We start from the raw sequence: 19,057 nt of genomic DNA on the forward strand, positions 1-19,057 counted from the left end.
TCAGATTCCGGCCTTCCCCGATGCGCAGGGATTAGTCAAATATTCTAGCTAGACAACATAGCGGACATTCATCGGGATTGATTTTTCAACTGGACAACACATCGCTCCAGAAGATCTCCGCGCAACAACTCACCAAGCTCAAGGCAAGGGATCGAACTTCAAGTCGTTGAGGCTCTGCACTTTGTCCTCACGCACCATTTTGTAGGCGGTATTCGGGCCGATCCAGCGGTCCCAGATCGCATCGATCTCCCCGGCTTTCTCCATCGACGCCAGCGATTCGTTGACCTTGGCCAGAAAGGCCGGCTCATCCCGGCGCATGCCCGCGCCAATCGGCTCCAGTGCCATCGGCTCCTTGGCGAGCGCCAGTTCGACACCACTTTCCTTGGCCTGACCGACCAGTTTCAACGCGGTCATGGTGTTGGTCACCAGGCCCACGACCTTGTTTTGCTGCAAGGCCATGTAGGCCGAGCCGGTGTCCTGGAACGTCACCGGCGTGGCCCCGGCGATACGGATCGACTGCTCGGAGGTCGAGCCTTTGGTGGAGCTGATGCGCTTGTCCTTGAAGAAACTTTTCGGCTGATCGGCGTTGACCGCGCGCACCACCAGGGTTTCCTTGGCGATGTAGTACGGGTCGCTGAACTGGATCTGTTCGGCGCGGGTCTTGGTGTAGGCCAGGTTGGCGAAGATCACGTCGACGCGACCCATTTTTACCTCAGGAATCCGCGCTTCGACCGACAGTGGTTTGAGTTCCAGTTCAACGCCCATGGTCTTGGCCAGGGCCTTGCACAAATCGACGTCCATGCCCACCAGTTCGCGGGTTTTCGGATCAGGCGCCGAGAACGGTGGCACGTCGGCGTACACACCGCAGCTCAACGATTTCTTGGCCATGATGTCGCTCAATTGATCGGCTTGCGCGACCGCAACAGCCAAAGGACCTAACGCCAGCGTGACAAACAGATGCTTCATACGCATGGAAAAACTCCGGAGATGGGAAAGTCGGATGGCAGAGAGAGCAAAACCGCTGCGGCTTAATGAGCGCGCAGGTCGGCGATAAAACGTTGCGCGCGCGGGTGCGCGGGCTGATTAAAGAAACTCTCGGGCGTGCTCTTTTCCAGAATCTGACCCGCGTCCATAAACCAAATGGTGTCAGCGACTTCACGGGCAAAATTCATCTCGTGAGTCACGCACATCATGGTCATGCCATCCTTGGCCAAGCCTTTCATCACACTCAGCACTTCGCCGACCATTTCCGGGTCGAGCGCACTGGTGGGTTCATCGAACAACATCACCGGCGGCTCCATCGCCAGCGCCCGGGCGATCGCCACCCGCTGTTGCTGGCCGCCGGACAACTGCGCCGGATAAGCGCCAGCCTTGTGCGCCAGGCCAACCCGATCCAGTAACTGCATGGCTTGCTGCTTGGCGGCTGAGCCTTTCAGGTTGCGGATCTTGCTTGGCGCCAGGGTGATGTTCTCCAGCACCGACAGGTGCGGAAACAGGTTGAAGCTCTGGAACACAAAACCCACGCGGCTGCGCAATCGATTGATGTGCGCGTCGGTGCCGTGCACGTCCTGGCCGTCGAACAGGATCTGGCCTTTCTGGATGTCTTCCAGGCGATTGACCGTGCGGATCAACGTCGACTTGCCGGAACCGGACGGGCCGCACAACACCACCACTTCACCGGGTTTCACCTCGGCGGTGATGTCGGTCAATGCGTGATACTCGCCGTACCATTTGTTGATGTTCGAAAACATGATCATTGGATGCATGGCGCAACCCTCTTCAATTATCAATGGCCAGCAAGGGGTCGGCAGCCACGGCCGGACCGCCGTTGCCCAGACGCTTGCGAGCGATACGGCGCTCCACCCAGCCGGCCAGATGGGTCAGGCCAAAACAGAGCAGGTAGTAGATGATCGCCAGGATAAAAAACACCTGAAACGGCTTGGTCAGCAGCTGGTTATTGACCTGGTTGGCAGCGAAAGTCACTTCCTGGACGTTGATCACATAGCCCAGCGAGGTTTCCTTGATGATCGAGATGAACTGGCTGATCAGGCTGGGCAGCGCGTTGTAGAGTGCTTGCGGCAAGATCACCCAGATCGTCGTGCGCAGGTAACCGAGGCCCAGTGCGCGGGACGCTTCGTACTGACCCGGCGGTAACGCCTGGATACCGCCGCGAATGATTTCGCACAGGTAGGCGCTCTGGTAGATCACCAATGTGCAGAGCATGGTGACAAACCCGGTGATGTTATGGCCGATCAGCAACGGCACCAGGAAGTAGGTCCAGAAAATCACCATCAGCAGCGGAATACCCCGCAGCACATAGACCCACACCGTGGCCACCCACCGCAGGCCTCTCCAAGGCGAAACCCGCGCCAGCGCCAGCAGCAAACCGAACGGGAAGGCCAGCAACAGCGCCAGCGCTGCCAGAATCAAGGTGCTGGCCAAGCCGCCCAGCGGACCATGCGGATACTGACCGATCAGAAAGAGGGTCCAGTTGTGCTGCACAATCGAGAAGATATCGAACATCGTCGTCTACCTCGCCAGCGCTTTGTTGAAGCGTCGCGCCAGCAGCGCGCCGAGCCCCATCAACAGCAGTGAAAAGATCAGGTAGAACACCGTGGCAACCAGATAGGATTCGAAGGTGCGGAAGGTGTAGTTCTCGACCTCACGGGTGGCGTAAGTCAGCTCGACCACACCAATGGCCATGGCCAGACTGGTGTTCTTGAACAACAGCACCGTGTGATTGATCAGCGATGGCAGGCAATTGCGCACGCCTTGCGGCAGGATCACGTAGCGCATCGAGCGCACATAACCCAACCCAAGCGCCCGGGACGCTTCAGTCTGCCCCGCCGGAATGGCGCGCAGGCCACTGCGGATGTCTTCACAGAAATACGCGGCTTGGCACAACCCCAGGGCAATCACCGAGAACAGGTATTCGGTGCTGTAGTTCGCCAGCCACAGCTGAGTGGATTCGCTCAACAACGTCGGCACACCGAAGTACCAAAGCATCAACTGCACCAGTGTTGGCACGTTGCGGTGGTAGGACACGTAACCGGCCACTAACCGGTCGGCCAGTTTGTTGCCGGTCAGGCGCACAGTCACCAGCAACAGCGCGAGGGCCATCGCGAGCAGCCAGGCGAACAGCGCGAGCTGTAGCGTTATTTCGATGCCCTTGACGATCAGCTCGGCATATTCGCCTTGCAGAACCGCGGCCAAATCGAAGTCATGCTTCATGGTCAATCCCTATGGGCATTGGGCTAAGGGCAGAAATAAACAAAGTCGCCAGGCTCAGCCGTGGCGCAAGTATCGCGATGACGGATTGTTCCGTTCTTATGCAGCGCGTATTGCGAAGAGAAAACTCAGCCCTGGTAATCCTGCGGGCGGGCGGTGGAGAGACCGCCGGGCACTTGCAAAGTAGGGGTAATTTCCATGTGTCCGACGTTGACCGAAATCGGCGCGGCGATGGCAAACGCAATGGCGTCGGCGATGTCCTTGGCCTGCGGCAGTTCGAAACCTTCAACGAAGCGCTTGTAGGTCTCTTCGGAGTCGCCGTGGACGTGAGCGAAGATGTCGGTGGCCACGCGTCCCGGACAGATCTCGGTGACCCGAACCCGCTTGCCGAAGGCGTCGATGCGCAACTGCCGCGACAACATGCTCACGGCGGCTTTGGTCGCGTGGTAGGTGGAGTTGCCGCCGAAGTTGTACGCCGCGGCAATCGAACTGATGTTGATGATATGGCCGCAGTCGCGCTCAACCATCCCCGGCAACGCCAGGCGCGCCAGGTGCAAGACCGCCCGCAGGTTGACGTCGATCAGCAAGTCGATGCCTTCAGCGTCAGCCTTGAGTATCGAGCCGGGTTTATCGACACCGGCGTTGTTCACCAGGATGTCGAACTGCTGGGTGTCAAACAGGCGCGTCAGCCCGGCCAGGTCGGTGACATCGATGGCATGCGCGATGCAACCGGTTTTGGCGGCCAGTTCTTCAAGCTTGTCAGCGCTGCGGGCCAAGGCATGTACCTGCACGCCTTCCTGACACAGACGCTCGACGACAGCGGCGCCAATCCCGGAAGAGGCGCCGGTCACCAGCGCGGTTTTGTAATCTGAAAATGGCATGTATCTGTCCTCGTGTTACGTGTGCGGATCACTCGGGTGATCGCGATGACTTCGACTCTATCCAGCCCTGAAGCCGTGGACCAAGACGGAATGACTGTGTGGCAATAAGCCCTGCTTATGACCGTGCAACCGTTACGCCAACAGCTGCGAAATCGGCGTGATACAACCGCCCGCCAGCTCGATTTCTCGACGGATGGTGCGGGCCAGCTCCACGGCGCCAGGTGTGTCGCCGTGCAACAGGATCGAATGCGCCGGCACTGCGAGCTGCTTGCCGTTGAGGCTGGTCACGGTGCCCTCCTCCAGCAACTGCCGGACCCGTTGCAACACCGCTGCCGGTTCCTTGATCACCGAACCCGGCACCTTGCGCGGCACCAGCAAGCAGTCATCGTCGTAGGCGCGGTCGGCGAGAAACGTCGTGGCGACCCGCAAGCCACATTTTTCAGCGGCGTTTTCGATGGCCCGACTGCTCGATGAACTGATAATCAGCGTCGGATCGAAGGCCGCCACCGCACACACCAAGGGCTCAGCCAGCGCAGAATCGGCCGCGACCATGTTGCCCAGCGCGCCGTGAAAGCTCATGTGCGTCATGCGGTGACCATTGACGGCCGCCATCCCGGCCAGCGCGCCAAGCTGATAAACCACATAGGTCGCCAACTCCTTGAGCTCGATGTTCATCTGCCGTCGACCGAAGCCCATCAAGTCGGGAAACCCCACATGGGCGCCCACATCGATGCCACCGGCCTTGGCCAGGCGCACGGTGTTGTCCATGATCAGCGGATCACCAGCATGGAAACCGCACGCCACGTTTGCGGATGAAATAAGGCTCATCAACGCGTCATCTTCGCCCATGCGCCAAGGGCCGAAACCCTCGCCCAGATCAGCGTTTAAATCGATCCTCATCACTTGCCCTCGCTCGTCATGCTGCATCCAGACGCATGAACGTTTCGCCATAACCCACTGTTGTGCCACAAGGCACCAGCACCGCCGCCACCCGTCCAGATTTCTGGCTGCGGACCGGCAACAGCAGATCGCCGACTTGCAGCAACGCCACCAGTTGCCCTTGCTCCACTTGGCTGCCGACCGACGCCAGCACCTCGCTCTGTTGCGGGTGCGTCAGCAGCAATCGACCCAGGTTTGGAATCTTCAGTAGCTGTTCTTCCGGCGCCTTCAAAGCCTCTGGCGCCACCATCTGAACCGGCGAGGAGACCTCGTCGACACTGCGCTTGAGCACCAGATGCAGCCCCGGACGGCTGATTTCGGCTCCAGCCAGGTGGGTCTCCTTGAGCCAAAGCGCCAACTGGCGGATTTCCTGATTTGTCATGTTCGAATGTCCTTAACGCAAGGCCAGCCCGTGAAGGTCGACCAGGCGGCTGACCTCCGCGAGATAGCGCTGATTGTCTTCCAGGGCCGCGACGGCTTCGGCGTAGCTGCACTCGATAAACCGCACCTTGCTGCCAATCGGCGCCTGCCCCAGGCGCCACAGGTCGGCCTCGATCACCGTGCCGAATTTCGGATATCCACCACTGGGTTGTGCGTCGCGCATCTGGATGATCGGCTGGCCGCCGTGTGGCACCTGGATCACACCGGGAACGATGCCGTGGGAGCGGACTTCCATCGGCGCCTTGGGCAAGATCGGCGTGCCTTCGAGCCGGTAGCCGTAACGGTTGCTCTGGGTCGTGACCTTCCAATCGCCGGCCCAGAATGCCGCACGGGATTCTGCCAGAAAGCACTCGTACTCAGCCGCTGGGAGTACGCGCATCGCCGGCAGGCCATCGCGTTGCAAGGGCAACGCCTGGCTCGGCGACACGACACCGAAATCAATGGGCAACACACTCACGCCTGGACGCAGTGCCGAAATCCGGTCGCCCTGCTGCAAGGCTCGACCCTGCAAACCACCGAACTCACCGCGTAATTGCGTGCTACGCGAACCGAGCACCGACGGCACGTCGACACCACCGGCCAGGCACAGGTAAGCGCGACTGCCCGAGGTCGGATAGCCGAGGCTCAGCACCTGACCTTCCCGAGCCTGCGCCACCCAGAACGGCAACAATGGCTGACCGTCCAGGGTCGCTTCACAAGCCGCACCGGTGAAGGCGAACGCACAGTCTTGCGAAAACCGTACTTCGAACGGGAACAACGGAATCTCGATCGCCGCCGCGTCCTCGGGATTGCCCAACAACAGGTTACCCAGCGCCAGCGCCAAATGGTCCATCGCGCCGGAGGTTCCGACGCCGTAACCGAGGCTGCCAAAGCGGCCAAAGTCCTGCACGGTGGCCAGGGCGGTGGCCGATAAAATCTCGATCATCGAATGATCCTCTCGATGCGCAAGCGCAACATATCGCCCGGCCGAAGCATGGCCGGAGGGTTTTGGGTCGGGTCAAAAAAGGACATTTCGGTGCGGCCGATGGTGTTCCAGCCGCTGGGGCCAGCCGAGGCGGAAACGCCGGTCTGTACCCCGCCAATCGATACCGAGCCCGCAGCAATACTGATCACCGGCACTTGGCGCCGTGGTGTGGCCAGCCGCGAATCCATGCCGCCGAGGTAGCAATAGCCGGGATGGCTGCCCAAGGCGTAGACCGGGTACAACGGCTCGCAATGCAGGTTGGCAATGGTCTCGATGTCGAGCCCGGTGTGCACCACCACATCATTCATGTGCGGGCCGAACTCGCCGCCGTAGACCACTGGCAATTCAACGATGCGCCCTTCAAGTGGTAGCGGCTGACTGTTTTCCCACGCTTCAAGCAAGCGCTCACACAGACCATTCAGGTCACGCGGCGGCTTGATAAAGGTCAGCATCAGGTTGTTCATGCCGGGAACCGCTTCGTGGATCTCGGCCCATTCGCCGGCCTGCAAAGCCAGGCTCCAAATGCGTTGTTGCGGCGCCAGATCGAGCTCGCCGGGGGCTTCGAATAATAGAGCGGTCGAGCCGAGCAGGCTGATGTGCGGACGCAGCGATACAGAAGCAATACTCATGTCGGACTCCGTTGCTGCAACCAGCGCTCCAGGTGATGAATGTCCACGCCACCGGCGCAGAACGCCGGATCGTCGAGAATGTCGCGGTGCAAGGGGATATTGGTCGAGATGCCTTCCACGACCAGCTCACTCAGGGCCAGGCGCATACGGGCCATGGCCTCATCGCGAGTGGCGCCGTGGGTGATGACCTTGGCCACCATCGAGTCGTAGTACGGCGGCACCCGGTAACCGGTGGTGACATGGGAGTCGACCCGCACACCAAAGCCACCGGGGACTTCCCAACGCTGAATCAGCCCCGGTGTCGGCATGAATGTAATCGGGTCTTCGGCGTTGATCCGGCATTCCAGCGAGTGGCCGTTGAGCTGCACGTCTTGCTGACGCAGTTCCAGTACTTCGCCCCGGGCCATGCGCAATTGCTGCTGGACGATATCGATGCCGGTGGTCATCTCCGTCACGGGGTGTTCGACTTGCAGCCGGGTGTTCATCTCAATGAAGAAGAACTCACCGTCCTCGTACAGAAACTCGAAAGTACCGACGCCGCGATAGCCGATCTGCCGGCAAGCGGCGGCGCAGCGTTCGCCGACTTTGGCGATCAGCTCAGGATCAATCCCAGGTGCCGGCGCTTCTTCGAGGACTTTCTGGTGCCGCCGCTGCAAGGAGCAATCGCGGCAACCGAGCCAGATCGCGTGGCCATGGGCATCGCACAACACCTGAATTTCCACATGCCGTGGATGGCCGAGAAACTTCTCGATGTAGAGTTCTGGATTACCGAAGGCCAGGCGTGCTTCTTCACGGGTCAGGGCGATGGCGTCAAGCAACTCACCCTCTTCTCTCACCACGCGCATGCCGCGCCCGCCGCCGCCACCGGCAGCCTTGACGATCACCGGGTAACCGATTTCACGGGCAATCGCCTGGATGCTGGCATCGTCGGTAGGCATCACCGAGTCCGGCCCCGGCACGCACGGCACGCCGGCTTCGCGCATTGCCCGTTTGGCCGCGACCTTGTCACCCATGGTACGAATGCACGCGGCACTCGGCCCGATGAAGGTCAGCCCGGCGTTTTCTATACGTTCGGCAAACCCGGCGTTCTCTGACAAAAAGCCATAACCCGGATGGATAGCCTGGGCGCCACTGACCTTGGCGGCGAACAACAACGCAGCCTGGTTCAGATAACTCTGGCTGGGGGACGCCGGCCCGATGCACAGGGCTTGGTCAGCGTTTTGCACGTACTGCGCGTGGCGATCAGCCTCGGAATGCACGACCACGGTCTGTATCCCCAGGCCATGGCAGGCACGCTGAATGCGCAGGGCGATTTCGCCACGATTGGCGATCAGCACTTTGTCGAACATTGAATTCACCTGAAAGAGGAAAGGCTTGGGATCAGCAGAGACGGAACAGCGACTGACCGGCTTCGACTTCGACGCCACTCTGGGCAAGAATCGCGGTGATCCGGCCAGCGGTTTTGGCCTTGACCGGGTGGAACATTTTCATCGCCTCGAGGACCGCCAGGGTCTGCCCGGCTTCAACCTGATCGCCGACCGCAACAAACGGTGCTTCCCCGGCTGCCGGCGTCAGATGCAGTACGCCGTAAAGGCTTGCCTTGATGTCGGAGGCCGCTACCGATGGGGTAACGATCTTGGCTGATTCCACGGTCGGTATCGGCGAATGATCAGCCGCCAACTCGGTTGCCACGACCTTCCCGGCCTGCTTGAAAAGGCGAATCGTACTGTCGCCTTCGGTCAGACTCAGTTCGAGCAGATCGGATTCGACGAGCAAATCGATCAACCCCTTGATACGTTCTGAATCCATGCGTGGGCCCCTGCCTGTCGAGCGTGTCTGAGTGGATGGGGTCAATGTAGCGAGCCCTTCCACCGACGACCAAGACGCTTTGGCTTTGGGGTGATAAGCCGTCCTTATGACCGCTCAGATCAGGCTGCCGCGCATCTCCGCGACCAGTTCCAGCAGGATCGCCTTGACCGCCTGGGCCGGCACCGACAGCGGCAGGTGCCCGGACAAACACAGCGCCAGTGGCGCTTCGATTTCAGGCTCGACAATGCGGCACATGTGCACCGAGGTGGCGGCGACCATCACCCGTGCCGAGGACTCAGGCAGGATGGTCGAGCCGAAATGCTCGGCGACGGCAGCGGTCAGGGTGATCGACGATTCGATTTCCGCCACCACTCGCGCGCTCATGCCGATGCGCTGGAAGGCTTCATCCGCCAGCCGCCGCATGACGTTGTAGGGACGCGGCAGGAGCATGTCCATGTCCGCCAGCTCGGCCAGAGGAATCTCGTCGAGCGCGCTGACAGCCGGATCGGCGCTGACCAGGTAAAGGTTCTCGCGCAGCAGCGAAACGAAGCTCAAGCCATGGACTTCGCGCCCGCCATACAGCACCGCCATGTCCATCCGACCGTTCATGATCAACTCGCTCAAGGTGGTGCCGAAGTTTTCATTGAGGTACAGCAGAATGCCCGGATGACGCTCGCGCACCCGGCGCAACAGCGGCAACGAAAGCGTCGACGCAGCGGTGCCCGGTGCCAGGCCGACCGACACCTGCCCGGACAAGGCATGCCCCGTGGCATTGATGTCGCTTTGAGCCTGTTCACACTGGCGCAAAATGATTTGCGCATGGCCGTAGAGCACCTTGCCCGCTTCGGTCGGGGTGACGCCGCGTTTGGTCCGAATCAGCAGTTGCTGTTGCAGCTCCGCTTCCAGCGTCGCCAGTTGTTGACTGAGCGCAGGTTGCGCGACATGCAGCACATCGGCGGCCTGGGTCATGCTGCCGATATCGACGAGTTTCACGAAATACTTCAAACGGCGCAGGTTCACGGTGGCGATGCTCTTGCTTGAAAAAGGGAGACAACCCACAGGCTTTAGCAAGAGCCAGGCCAGCAGTCCCGGAACCTGTAGGAGTGAGGCTTGCCCGCGAAGAACGATGACGCGTAATACCTGAAAAACCGCGGTGCATTCTTCGCGGACAAGCCTCGCTCCTACAAGTTTTGCGTTTCAACCATAAGCCTTTGCTATGGCTGGATCGGGGCGATCTTGCTCAACACCCGCCACGGGCATACAGGCTTGAGCGCACCACCTTGGTGCAAGCCGTGTTCAGTTCCAGCCATAAGCGATTCCTATCCGACCAGAACGATCTCGTCTTATGGCGGTGCGAGCAGCGACTCGTACTGTAGGGCCTCGTCAATGTCATCAACGAGGAACGACACGTGACCGCCTCCCGCATCGCCGCCCGTGTGCAACGTATCAAGCCGTCCCCAAGCAGCGCCGCTTCTGACCGTGCGAACGAACTTCGCCGGCAGGGCAAATCCATTATCAATCTGGTGGTCGGCGAGCCGGACTTCGATACCCCACTGCACATTCGGCAAGCGGCCGGTGCTGCCATCGAACGTGGCGAAACCCGTTACACACAAAATGCCGGCACCCCGGAACTGCGCAAGGCGATTGCCGACAAGTTGGCTCGGGAAAACGGCCTGACTTACGGCGCGAATCAGATTCTGGTCACCAGCGGCGCGAAGAGTGCAATTTTCAATGCCTTCGCCGCGACCCTGGGCGCTGGCGATGAAGTGTTGATTCCGGCGCCGTACTGGGTGTCTTACCCGGACATGGTGCTGGCCTGCGAAGGTGAACCCGTCACCCTCGCCTGCCCGGAAGAACACGCCTTCAAACTGACCCCGGATCAACTGCGCAGTGCGATTACCGAACGCACTCGGTGGCTGCTGCTCAACTCGCCGAGCAACCCGACCGGCGCCAGTTACAGCGCTGCCGAACTGCGCGCCTTGGCCGATGTGCTGCTCGACCATCCGCAGGTGTTGCTGATGACCGACGACATCTACGAGCACATCCGCTATGAAGGTCTGGAAAACCCGCACATCCTCGCCATCGAACCGGCGTTGACCGAGCGCACCGTCGTGGTCAACGGCGTGTCCAAGACTTACGCCATGACTGGCTGGCGCATCGGCTATGCCGCCGGCCCGGCTGATTTGATCGGCGCGATGGCAACCCTGCAATCGCAATCGACCAGCAATGCCTGCTCGGTCAGTCAGGCCGCAGCGGTTGAAGCGCTCAACGGCGACCAGACTTTCGTCAAGGACAGTGTGGTGGTTTACCAGCAACGCCGTGATCGTTGCCTGGACCTGCTCAACGCCATCGACGGTCTGAGTTGCCGCAAACCCGATGGCGCGTTCTATCTCTATGTGAACTGCTCGGGGCTGCTCGGTAAAACCACAGTTCAAGGCAAGCAGTTGAACACCGATTACGACGTGGTCATGTACCTGCTGGAAAGCCAGGGTGTGGCCGTGGTCGCCGGGACCGCGTATGGATTGGCGCCGTTCTTCCGGATGTCGATCGCCACCGACATCAAGACCCTCGACGAAGGGTGTTCGCGGATTGCCGCTGCCGTTTCGGCGCTGGGCTGAGGACCAACAATGACCGCGGCCACCCACCCTCCTTTGAGCTTCAAGCAGGCCTTGCTGGCAATGCTTGGCATCTCGCTGGTGCTGATGCTTTCGGCGCTCGATCAGACCGTGATCGGCAATGCCTTGCCGAGCATCGTCGCCGAGTTCAAGGGGTTTGAACTCTACGCCTGGGTGGCCACGGGGTACATGCTGGCGTCGATTGTCACCATTCCGATCTTCGGCCGACTGGGGGATTACTACGGGCGCAAACCCTTCGTCATCGCCGCCACCGTGATCTTCACCCTGGCGTCGCTGGCCTGCGCCGTGGCCAACGACATGCTGTGGCTGGTGATCGGCCGCGCCTTGCAGGGTGTCGGCGGCGGCATGTTGATCGGCACCGCGTTCGCCTGCATCCCGGAACTGTTTCCCGACACCCGCCAACGCTTGCGCTGGCAAATGTTGCTAAGTGCCTTGTTCAGCGTGGTCAACGCCATCGGGCCTGGGCTGGGCGGCTATCTGACCGGGGCCTACGGTTGGCGTTCGGTGTTCTACATCAATCTGCCGCTGGGTTGCCTGGCATTGTTTTTTGCCTGGCGCTATCTGCCCTATTACCGTCCGCAGCAACGGGCAAAAATCAGCCTCGACTGGCCCGGCGCATTACTGATTGCCCTGGCGCTGGGCAGCCTGCAGTTGTTCGTCGAATGGTTGGGCCATTCCAGTCTGATAGTGAGCACGGTGCTGGGACTGAGCTGCGTCGCGGCGACCGTTGCCCTATGGCACTGGGAACGGCGCTGCCGACACGCGCTGCTGCCAGCGGCGTTACTCGGATTACCGAGCATGCGCCTGTTGTTTCTGCTGTCGATGGCCGCCGGGGCGATCATGTTTTCGTTGTTGTTCTATCTGCCGCTGTTACTGCAAGGCAGCTATGGCTACTCGCCGCAAGATGCCGGCCTGCTGATTACACCACTGGCGTTGAGCATCACCCTGGGCGCCATCGTTAACAGTCGCATCGTCACCCGCTTGCGCAATCCAAACCTGTTGCCGCTGTGTGGTTTTGTCGCGCTGTTGCTGGCCTGCCTTGGGCTGGCCATTGCTGGACGCAGTGCCTCGTTTAATGCGCTACTCGGCTTGATCCTGCTGGCGGGGCTTGGCCTGGGCTTCATCCTGCTGAACCTGACGGTCTTCACCCAGACCCTGGCCGAGCGTCAGTTCCTGGGGATCGCCACCGCGCTGACCCAATCGCTGCGCTTGGTCGGTGGTTTGCTGGGAACGGCGGGAATGGGGGTGTTGGTCAACCTGCTGTACAGCGCCAACCTGCAACGACTGTTCATTGCCCAAGGGCACCTCGGGGAATTGGCCTTGTACGCCGACCCACAGGTCCTTTTGCGCCCCGACGCCGCCCTGCTCGAACACCCGCAATGGCTGAACCTGGCCCGTGATGCACTGGCCCAATCGGTGGGCGTCGGCCTGCTGCTGTGCACCGGCCTCGGCGTGTTGGCGTTGTTCATCCTGTACCGCTTGCCGCCCGTGAAACTGAACGTTTCACCGGCCATCGTCGCTCCTGAAAAAGAATAAAAACTTCTACTGCCGCTTTTGACTGCCTCTCACAACATTCGACAACTCATGGGGATGACTCCGATGGAGCTTTTCAATCGCGCACCTAAAGTAGTGGCCGGCATTTGCGGCCTGATTATCGCTCAACAGGGTTACGCCGCCGGTCTGGTGGAAGACAGCAAGCTCAGTGTGCTGGCCCGTAACTTTTTCAGTAATGCCGACAACCGCAGCGGCGCCGCCGACCCCAATTACACTCAGGAATGGGGCCAGGGTTTCATCGCCAACTTTCAGTCAGGCTTTACTCAGGGCACCGTCGGTTTCGGCGTGGATGCGATTGGCATGTTCGGGGTGCGGCTGGACTCTGGCAAAGGTCGGCACTACAACCCTGAAAGCAAGGCCTTCAACGGCAATATCTTCCCGACCGACAGTGATGGGCGTGCCGTGGATGAGTTCGGCAGCCTGGGCCTGACGGCCAAGGCGAAGTTCTCCAACACCGAACTGAAATACGGCACGCTGGTGCCGATGTTGCCGGTGGTGATGTCCACCGACCGCATGCTGCAACAGACTTTCAATGGCGGGCAGATTCAGTCCAAAGACCTGGAGAATTTCACTTTCACCGTGGGCCAGTTGGAGCACGTCAAAGGTCGCGGCTCAAGTAACCAGATGGGCATGTCGATTCCCGGCGCGAACAACGCGCAGACCGGCGAGTTCGTGAACAAGTTCTACTACGGCGGCGTGGATTACAAAGCGACTAAAGACCTGACGTTGCAGTACTACTACGGCAACCTGCAGGACTTCTACAAACAGAACTTCCTCGGTCTCAAATACGATTGGCAGGTCGGCCCCGGCATCCTGCGTACCGACTTGCGCCACTTCGACAACCGCTCCGATGGCGCCAACGGCCATGACCCGGCGTTCTACACCTTCGGTTACTACGGCAACGGTGTCACCAAGGGCAAGGTCGACAGTCGTCTGGATAGCGCGCAATTCACCTACCTGCTGAACGGCCACACCTTCGCCGCCGGCCTGCAACAAGTCAGTGGCGACAGCGATGCGGTCTGGTTGAACCAGGGTGACGGCTCCACCGCCTATTTCATGACGGAGTCGATGATCGGCAAGTTCCAGCGCGCCGGGGAAACCACGTGGCAAGTTCGCTACGGCTATGACTTCGCGAGGGTTGGGGTTCCAGGCTTGAGTTTCATGGGCATGTACGAAAGCGGCTCGAACATCCGCACCCCCAGTGGCGACAAAAGCGAGTGGGAGCGCAACCTGACCGTGAGCTATGTCATACAGGAAGGTCCGCTGAAGGACTTGAGCATCGCCCTGCGCCACGCCTCACTGCGCACCGAAGTGTCCACGCAACGGGACAGCGACGAGCACCGAGTGATCATCAGTTACCCGCTGAACATTCTGTAAAAGTCGACACACTGGGTGATGCGCATCGTCATCCAGTGTGCTCTGGCGCTACGGGTCCCACTGCCGCTTTCCTCCAGGTCTACAGGCGAAAAAAACCCGCCGAAGCGAGCTTTTCATCAATGCTCAGGTCAATTTGGCGAGGCGCCACTCAAATTTTCAATCAATGACGGGGTCACCACTGTGCGATATCCATCAGCATTTGGGTGCAATCCATCCGCAACATACTGATTAAACAGGTCGGGATTTGATTTCAAGACCGCCTCCCACCTTGGATAATTGTCGATCAGACGAAGTCCCCTGGTTTTTGCGACATCCCGGTACATCTGGAAGTAATCCCTTAACTTCGGTCTCTCCACTCCAGAGCCTCCGATCACTGGATTCGTCACCATTAAAATGATCTCCGTCGATGACTTGGCAGCCTTGATCCGGTCAATCATTAGCTCGAGGTTTTTCCGCGCTTGCTCGACAGTGGTTTGGTTGGGAAGGAAAGCGTCGTTGATCGCGAACTCGATAAACACCGTGTCCGGGCTTTTGGAGATAACTCGACTTTCGAGATTTTCAACCCCCCACCCCGACCACATCGAACCCTTGCCACTATTGATAACCGTGGCACGTCCAGGGTAACGCTGATTCAGATCATCCCCAAGCTGCTGCACCCAGGCGCCAAAGGCCGTCAAGCTCGTACCATAAGCTACGACGGTCTGCGCCTTGCCAGCATCAAGGTTTGAATAGAGATCGCTTTCCTGACCAGCAAAGCTGGCCGCGCTTGACGAAAGTAACATTCCAGCAAACAGAGCCTTGGCCCACAAACCATTCATTCAACCGTCCCGATCTTTTCACAGGTGGCAAGGATGAACTTGTGAGCTTGAGGCGTCCAACAGATTCAGGCGGGTGGCATTGGTTCTGCCCCCTAAGGTACGGGCGAGGATGTCTCGGTCATTGTCTGGAAATCACCGGGCAGTTTTGCGCGGGTTTTGCGCAAGCCTGAAACGAGAAAGGGGATCAAGCCGCTAAGTGCTTGATCCTCCCTACGAAATATGGTCGGGACGGAGTGATTCGAACACTCGACCCCTAGCACCCCATCTCCTTTTTCATACTTCTTGAAAGCTTCCAAAATTTTACTCTGGATTTTTCTAAGCTAGTATTTACTTGAGCTCCAGCGGTGTTTTTCGCTACGAGAGTCCAGTAACGTCCATCAAGAGCCGACGTTTTTGTGGGGGTAAAAGTAGGGGTAGTCCATCTTATGGCCAAAATCACCATCAAGAACTGGAGTCGCTGACCGCCAATGACGCCGGCCGGATCCTCAGGGAGGATGGCAATCTCGCCGGTCGAATTTCCCTGCGTAAGGTCGGCGTGTCAGTCAGCTTTTTCTATCGGTATCGGTGGGGAGAGCAGAACAAAGAGTACGCCTGCGGGTCCTGGCCGCGCAAATCCCTGACGGACATCCGCAAGGCACGCAACCAGGCCCGAGCGCTCATCGATGAGCAGATCAATCCCAACGAGCAAAAGAAAACCGCCAAGGCACAGGCGCATGCCGCGACGAATGCAGCAGCCGAACAGGTAAGGACGACGAAGGTGCAAACATTGACCGTCCAGGATCTGGCCAAGGCCTGGCTGTTGGATGGCGTGGCGCGCAAAGACGGCAATGCCGAGTTGCAGCGCCGCTTTAACAAGGATCTTTACCCGGCGCTCGGCAAAACATCGGTGAGCAGTGTTTCCGAGCACGATGTTCGGGCATTGATCCGGGCGGTCGTCAGCCGCGGCACTCATCGGCAAGCCATCAGTTTCTTCGCCGACCTCACCCAGATGTTCAACTGGGCCAGAAAGCGCCAACCCTGGCGGGCCTTATTGGTTGAGGGCGATCCAACTGAGTTGGTCGACATCACCCCACTGATCCCTGCCGACTACGAGGCAGAAAGAAGCCGGACTCTTTCGCCCGCGGAACTCTTGGAACTGCACCAGCGTTTCCAGCAAATGACCGCCGATTACAACGCCCTCCCCGCTGGTCAAAAGTACGAGGGCATTCGTCCATTAAAGAAGGAGACTCAACTCGCGCTCTGGATTAGCTTGGGCACCTTATGCCGCATTGGCGAGTTGCTGCAGGCCGAATGGAAAAATGTCGATCTGGACCGGCAAACGTGGTTCCTCCCCAGTGGAAATGTCAAAGGCACCCGGGGCAAGAAGCAGGACCACCATGTTTTCCTCTCACCCTTCGCCCTGCATTTCTTTCAGGAACTCAAGACCCTGACGGGTGACTCTCAGTGGTGCTTTCCCAACAAGCAGGATGATGAGCATGTGGACGTGAAAGTGGTGAGCAAACAGGTCGGCGATCGCCAAGCCCGATTCAAAAACCGCAAGGCCCTCTCAAGGCGGCGTCATGACGATACCCTGGTGCTTGCCGACGGCCAGAACGGTGACTGGACACCACATGACCTGCGCCGTACCGGCGCGACAATGATGCAGGCCTTGGGGGTCGGCTTGGATGTCATAGATCGCTGCCAAAATCATGTGCTGGCTGGCTCCCGGGTGAGACGCCACTATCTGCATCACGATTATGTCAAAGAGAAGAAGCTCGCCTGGAACCTGTTGGGCGATCGACTCAGTGCTGTCTTGTCCTCAACCTACGAGCATTCACCTGCCGAGTCGATGATGTCCTTTCCAGCATACTTAATTACAGAAACGTGAGAACCCTTATTGTCTGCGCCCCCCCTAAAAAAGGTGCAACTTCTGTAGGAACGCAGATAAAAAAATATCGACTTTAATCGTCCTTCAGCGATGCCCAACAAATCACGCACACACGAAATAGCCGCTCAAATGAGTGGCGTTTTTTTGCGTATGCCCATGGGACGGGAAGCGAGACTCGCGTAGAGGGTCTTACTCGATGAAATCCAGAGGGAGTCTTTTTTCCTAATCGGTAAGACTTGATTTCGGGGGGCGGAACAAGGACCCAAAAAACTACCCTTTGGGGACAGCATCAAACTGCCGATGCCGCCCCACGCGCCGTTACACCTTAACGATAGCGCTCAAGCCAATGAGCGTAGGGTGCAGGCAATGCCCAGGACGCCTTGTCGACCCCCAGTTCTTTAGCCGCAAAGTACGCCCAGTGTGGATCGGCCAGATGCGCACGTCCTACTGACACCAGATCGAGTTGCCCTGCCTGCAACGCTCCTTCGGCCAGTTGCGGCGTACCAAAGCCCCAGGCCGACGTCACTGGCAAACCGGCTTCGCGACGCACGCGCTCGGCGATTGGTCCCATGAACGCCGGACCCCAGGGGATATTGACGTCGGGCGTGGTGAAGCCAACGCTGACGCTCAGCAAGTCCAACCCACCGGCCTTGAAACGACGGGCAAGCTCGATGGATTCGCTCAGGGTCTGCTCATCACGTCCGTCATATTCGATCACGCCGAAACGCGCGGTTAGCGGCAGGTTTTCTGGCCAGACTTCGCGAACCGCGGCGAGGGTTTCCAGCAGGAAACGGCTACGGTTATCGAAGCTGCCGCCGTAGGCATCAGTACGTTGGTTGGAATGTTCGGAGAAAAAACTCTGGCCCAGGTAACCGTGAGCGAAATGCAGTTCGATCCATTCAAAACCTGCGTCACGGGCACGTCGGGCGGCATCGACGAAGTTCTGGCGAACACGGGCGATGTCTTCCTGGGTCATGGCGCGCGGCACGTTCGGCAGATGAGCGCCGAAAGCGATGGCCGATGGTGCGATGGTTTGCCAAGAGCGAGCGTCGGAAGCGGGGATATGGTCGTCGCCTTCCCACGGGCGATTAGCGCTGGCCTTACGACCGGCATGGGCAATCTGGATACCGGGTACGGAGCCTGCGGCCTTGATAGCTTGCACCATAGGGACAAAGGCTTGCGCATGCTCATCACTCCAGATCCCCGCGCAACCTGGCGTGATACGGCCTTCAGGCGCGACAGCGGTAGCCTCGACAACCAGCAAGCCAGCGCCGCCGCGGGCCAAACTTGCGAGGTGGACGTGATGCCAGTCGTTGACGATGCCGTCGTTAGCCATGTACTGGCACATCGGCGGGATGGCGATCCGGTTGCGCAACGTAACGTCTTTCAGTTTGAAGGGTTCGAACAATGCAGACATGGGAGAGCTCCAGGAAACGAAGAGACAATTTCATTCGATTGTTCGATGTTAATCGAACTATGGTAATGAGCGATAGCCCTGTTATTATTCGAGTCATGCGAGCCTTCAAACACCCAAATACCGAAGACCTGATTCTCGAACGCGTGCTGTACGCTTTGAGTGACCCTGTTCGCCTGGAAATCGTTCGTTGCCTCGCAGGGGTTCTCGAGGCCAGTTGCGGCGAACTGGACGGGGGACGTCCGAAATCCAGCATGTCTCATCACTTTCGGGTATTACGGGATGCAGGGCTTGTACACACCCGTAGCGTGGGAACTACGCATATGAATTCGTTGCGTGCCGACGTGCTTGGCTGTCGGTTCCCCGGATTGCTCGAGACCATTCTTTCTCAGCACTAAGCCAGACCTCCGGCAAATGCCGCCACAGGAAGCAACCCGACGATTGCAGCGGACGGCGGTGAAGCTTATTCCTTGCCCATTAAATTGATGCCCGGTCCGCCG

At 59.2% G+C, this 19,057-nt stretch carries 18 protein-coding genes and 1 pseudogene; 5 read left to right on the forward strand and 14 right to left on the reverse strand.

Translation table 11 applies throughout. The annotated features are described in order from the left end of the window. Positions 1-138 precede the first annotated feature (138 nt). The 12 genes from ACA059_RS18755 to nac all read right to left on the reverse strand — a co-directional run bounded on the left by ACA059_RS18755 (position 139) and on the right by nac (position 9,911). The gene (locus tag ACA059_RS18755; protein ID WP_497630482.1) at positions 139-972 is read right to left on the reverse strand and encodes an ABC transporter substrate-binding protein; all 834 of its coding nucleotides are present in this window, start codon (positions 970-972) and stop codon (positions 139-141) included. A 56-nt stretch (positions 973-1,028) separates the two neighbouring features. Next, a complete protein-coding gene (locus ACA059_RS18760; protein ID WP_497634696.1) occupies positions 1,029-1,757 on the reverse strand; it encodes an amino acid ABC transporter ATP-binding protein in 729 nt (242 codons plus the stop codon). 22 nt (positions 1,758-1,779) lie between these two features. Next, positions 1,780-2,523 carry an amino acid ABC transporter permease gene (locus ACA059_RS18765; RefSeq protein WP_497630483.1) on the reverse strand — a complete coding sequence of 248 codons (744 nt, stop codon included), beginning with the start codon at positions 2,521-2,523 and terminating at the stop codon, positions 1,780-1,782. Between the two features lie 6 nt (positions 2,524-2,529). After that, positions 2,530-3,231 (reverse strand): amino acid ABC transporter permease, encoded by a 702-nt coding sequence (locus ACA059_RS18770; protein WP_497630484.1) that lies wholly within the window; start codon positions 3,229-3,231, stop codon positions 2,530-2,532. Positions 3,232-3,356: 125 nt separating this feature from the next. Then, the gene (locus ACA059_RS18775; RefSeq protein WP_497630485.1) at positions 3,357-4,109 is read right to left on the reverse strand and encodes an SDR family oxidoreductase; all 753 of its coding nucleotides are present in this window, start codon (positions 4,107-4,109) and stop codon (positions 3,357-3,359) included. Between the two features lie 132 nt (positions 4,110-4,241). Beyond that, positions 4,242-5,009: a LamB/YcsF family protein gene (locus ACA059_RS18780; protein WP_497630486.1), complete on the reverse strand. Its 768-nt coding sequence runs from the start codon at positions 5,007-5,009 to the stop codon at positions 4,242-4,244. A gap of 16 nt (positions 5,010-5,025) precedes the next feature. Continuing rightward, entirely contained in the window at positions 5,026-5,430 is a 405-nt protein-coding gene (locus ACA059_RS18785) for an acetyl-CoA carboxylase biotin carboxyl carrier protein (RefSeq protein ID WP_497630487.1), read from the reverse strand. Positions 5,431-5,442: 12 nt separating this feature from the next. Next, a complete protein-coding gene (locus tag ACA059_RS18790; RefSeq protein ID WP_497630488.1) occupies positions 5,443-6,414 on the reverse strand; it encodes a 5-oxoprolinase subunit C family protein in 972 nt (323 codons plus the stop codon). After that, complete coding sequence (gene pxpB, locus ACA059_RS18795; RefSeq protein ID WP_497630489.1) at positions 6,411-7,082, reverse strand: 5-oxoprolinase subunit PxpB; 672 nt, start codon at positions 7,080-7,082, stop codon at positions 6,411-6,413. Before pxpB ends, ACA059_RS18790 begins: the two co-directional genes overlap by 4 nt. After that, positions 7,079-8,431, reverse strand: a complete 1,353-nt coding sequence (gene accC, locus ACA059_RS18800; RefSeq protein ID WP_497630490.1) for an acetyl-CoA carboxylase biotin carboxylase subunit — start codon at positions 8,429-8,431, stop codon at positions 7,079-7,081. Before accC ends, pxpB begins: the two co-directional genes overlap by 4 nt. A gap of 31 nt (positions 8,432-8,462) precedes the next feature. Beyond that, positions 8,463-8,891, reverse strand: a complete 429-nt coding sequence (locus ACA059_RS18805) for an acetyl-CoA carboxylase biotin carboxyl carrier protein (protein WP_497630491.1) — start codon at positions 8,889-8,891, stop codon at positions 8,463-8,465. Between the two features lie 114 nt (positions 8,892-9,005). Beyond that, positions 9,006-9,911, reverse strand: coding sequence for a nitrogen assimilation transcriptional regulator NAC (nac, locus tag ACA059_RS18810; protein WP_201187216.1), 906 nt, complete (start codon positions 9,909-9,911; stop codon positions 9,006-9,008). Positions 9,912-10,300: 389 nt separating this feature from the next. On the opposite strand from nac, the gene ACA059_RS18815 reads away from it, so the two are divergent. From ACA059_RS18815 to ACA059_RS18825, 3 genes are all read left to right on the forward strand, one after another. Next, positions 10,301-11,509: an aspartate transaminase gene (locus ACA059_RS18815; RefSeq protein WP_201187214.1), complete on the forward strand. Its 1,209-nt coding sequence runs from the start codon at positions 10,301-10,303 to the stop codon at positions 11,507-11,509. A gap of 9 nt (positions 11,510-11,518) precedes the next feature. Beyond that, positions 11,519-13,063, forward strand: coding sequence for an MFS transporter (locus ACA059_RS18820; RefSeq protein ID WP_497630492.1), 1,545 nt, complete (start codon positions 11,519-11,521; stop codon positions 13,061-13,063). A gap of 63 nt (positions 13,064-13,126) precedes the next feature. Then, positions 13,127-14,458, forward strand: a complete 1,332-nt coding sequence (locus ACA059_RS18825) for an OprD family porin (RefSeq protein WP_497630493.1) — start codon at positions 13,127-13,129, stop codon at positions 14,456-14,458. Between the two features lie 128 nt (positions 14,459-14,586). On the opposite strand, the gene ACA059_RS18830 is transcribed toward ACA059_RS18825, so the two are convergent. Continuing rightward, entirely contained in the window at positions 14,587-15,276 is a 690-nt protein-coding gene (locus ACA059_RS18830; RefSeq protein WP_497630494.1) for an SGNH/GDSL hydrolase family protein, read from the reverse strand. 425 nt (positions 15,277-15,701) lie between these two features. On the opposite strand from ACA059_RS18830, the pseudogene ACA059_RS18835 reads away from it, so the two are divergent. Further along, positions 15,702-17,143, forward strand: a pseudogene (locus ACA059_RS18835) (tyrosine-type recombinase/integrase). Between the two features lie 325 nt (positions 17,144-17,468). Here the strand turns inward: ACA059_RS18835 and ACA059_RS18840 are convergent. Beyond that, complete coding sequence (locus tag ACA059_RS18840) at positions 17,469-18,560, reverse strand: NADH:flavin oxidoreductase/NADH oxidase (RefSeq protein ID WP_497630495.1); 1,092 nt, start codon at positions 18,558-18,560, stop codon at positions 17,469-17,471. 59 nt (positions 18,561-18,619) lie between these two features. On the opposite strand from ACA059_RS18840, the gene ACA059_RS18845 reads away from it, so the two are divergent. After that, positions 18,620-18,955 (forward strand): ArsR/SmtB family transcription factor, encoded by a 336-nt coding sequence (locus ACA059_RS18845; protein ID WP_248691463.1) that lies wholly within the window; start codon positions 18,620-18,622, stop codon positions 18,953-18,955. The last annotated feature ends 102 nt before the right edge of the window (positions 18,956-19,057 follow it).

The organism is Pseudomonas sp. LBUM1647, from assembly GCF_059716175.1.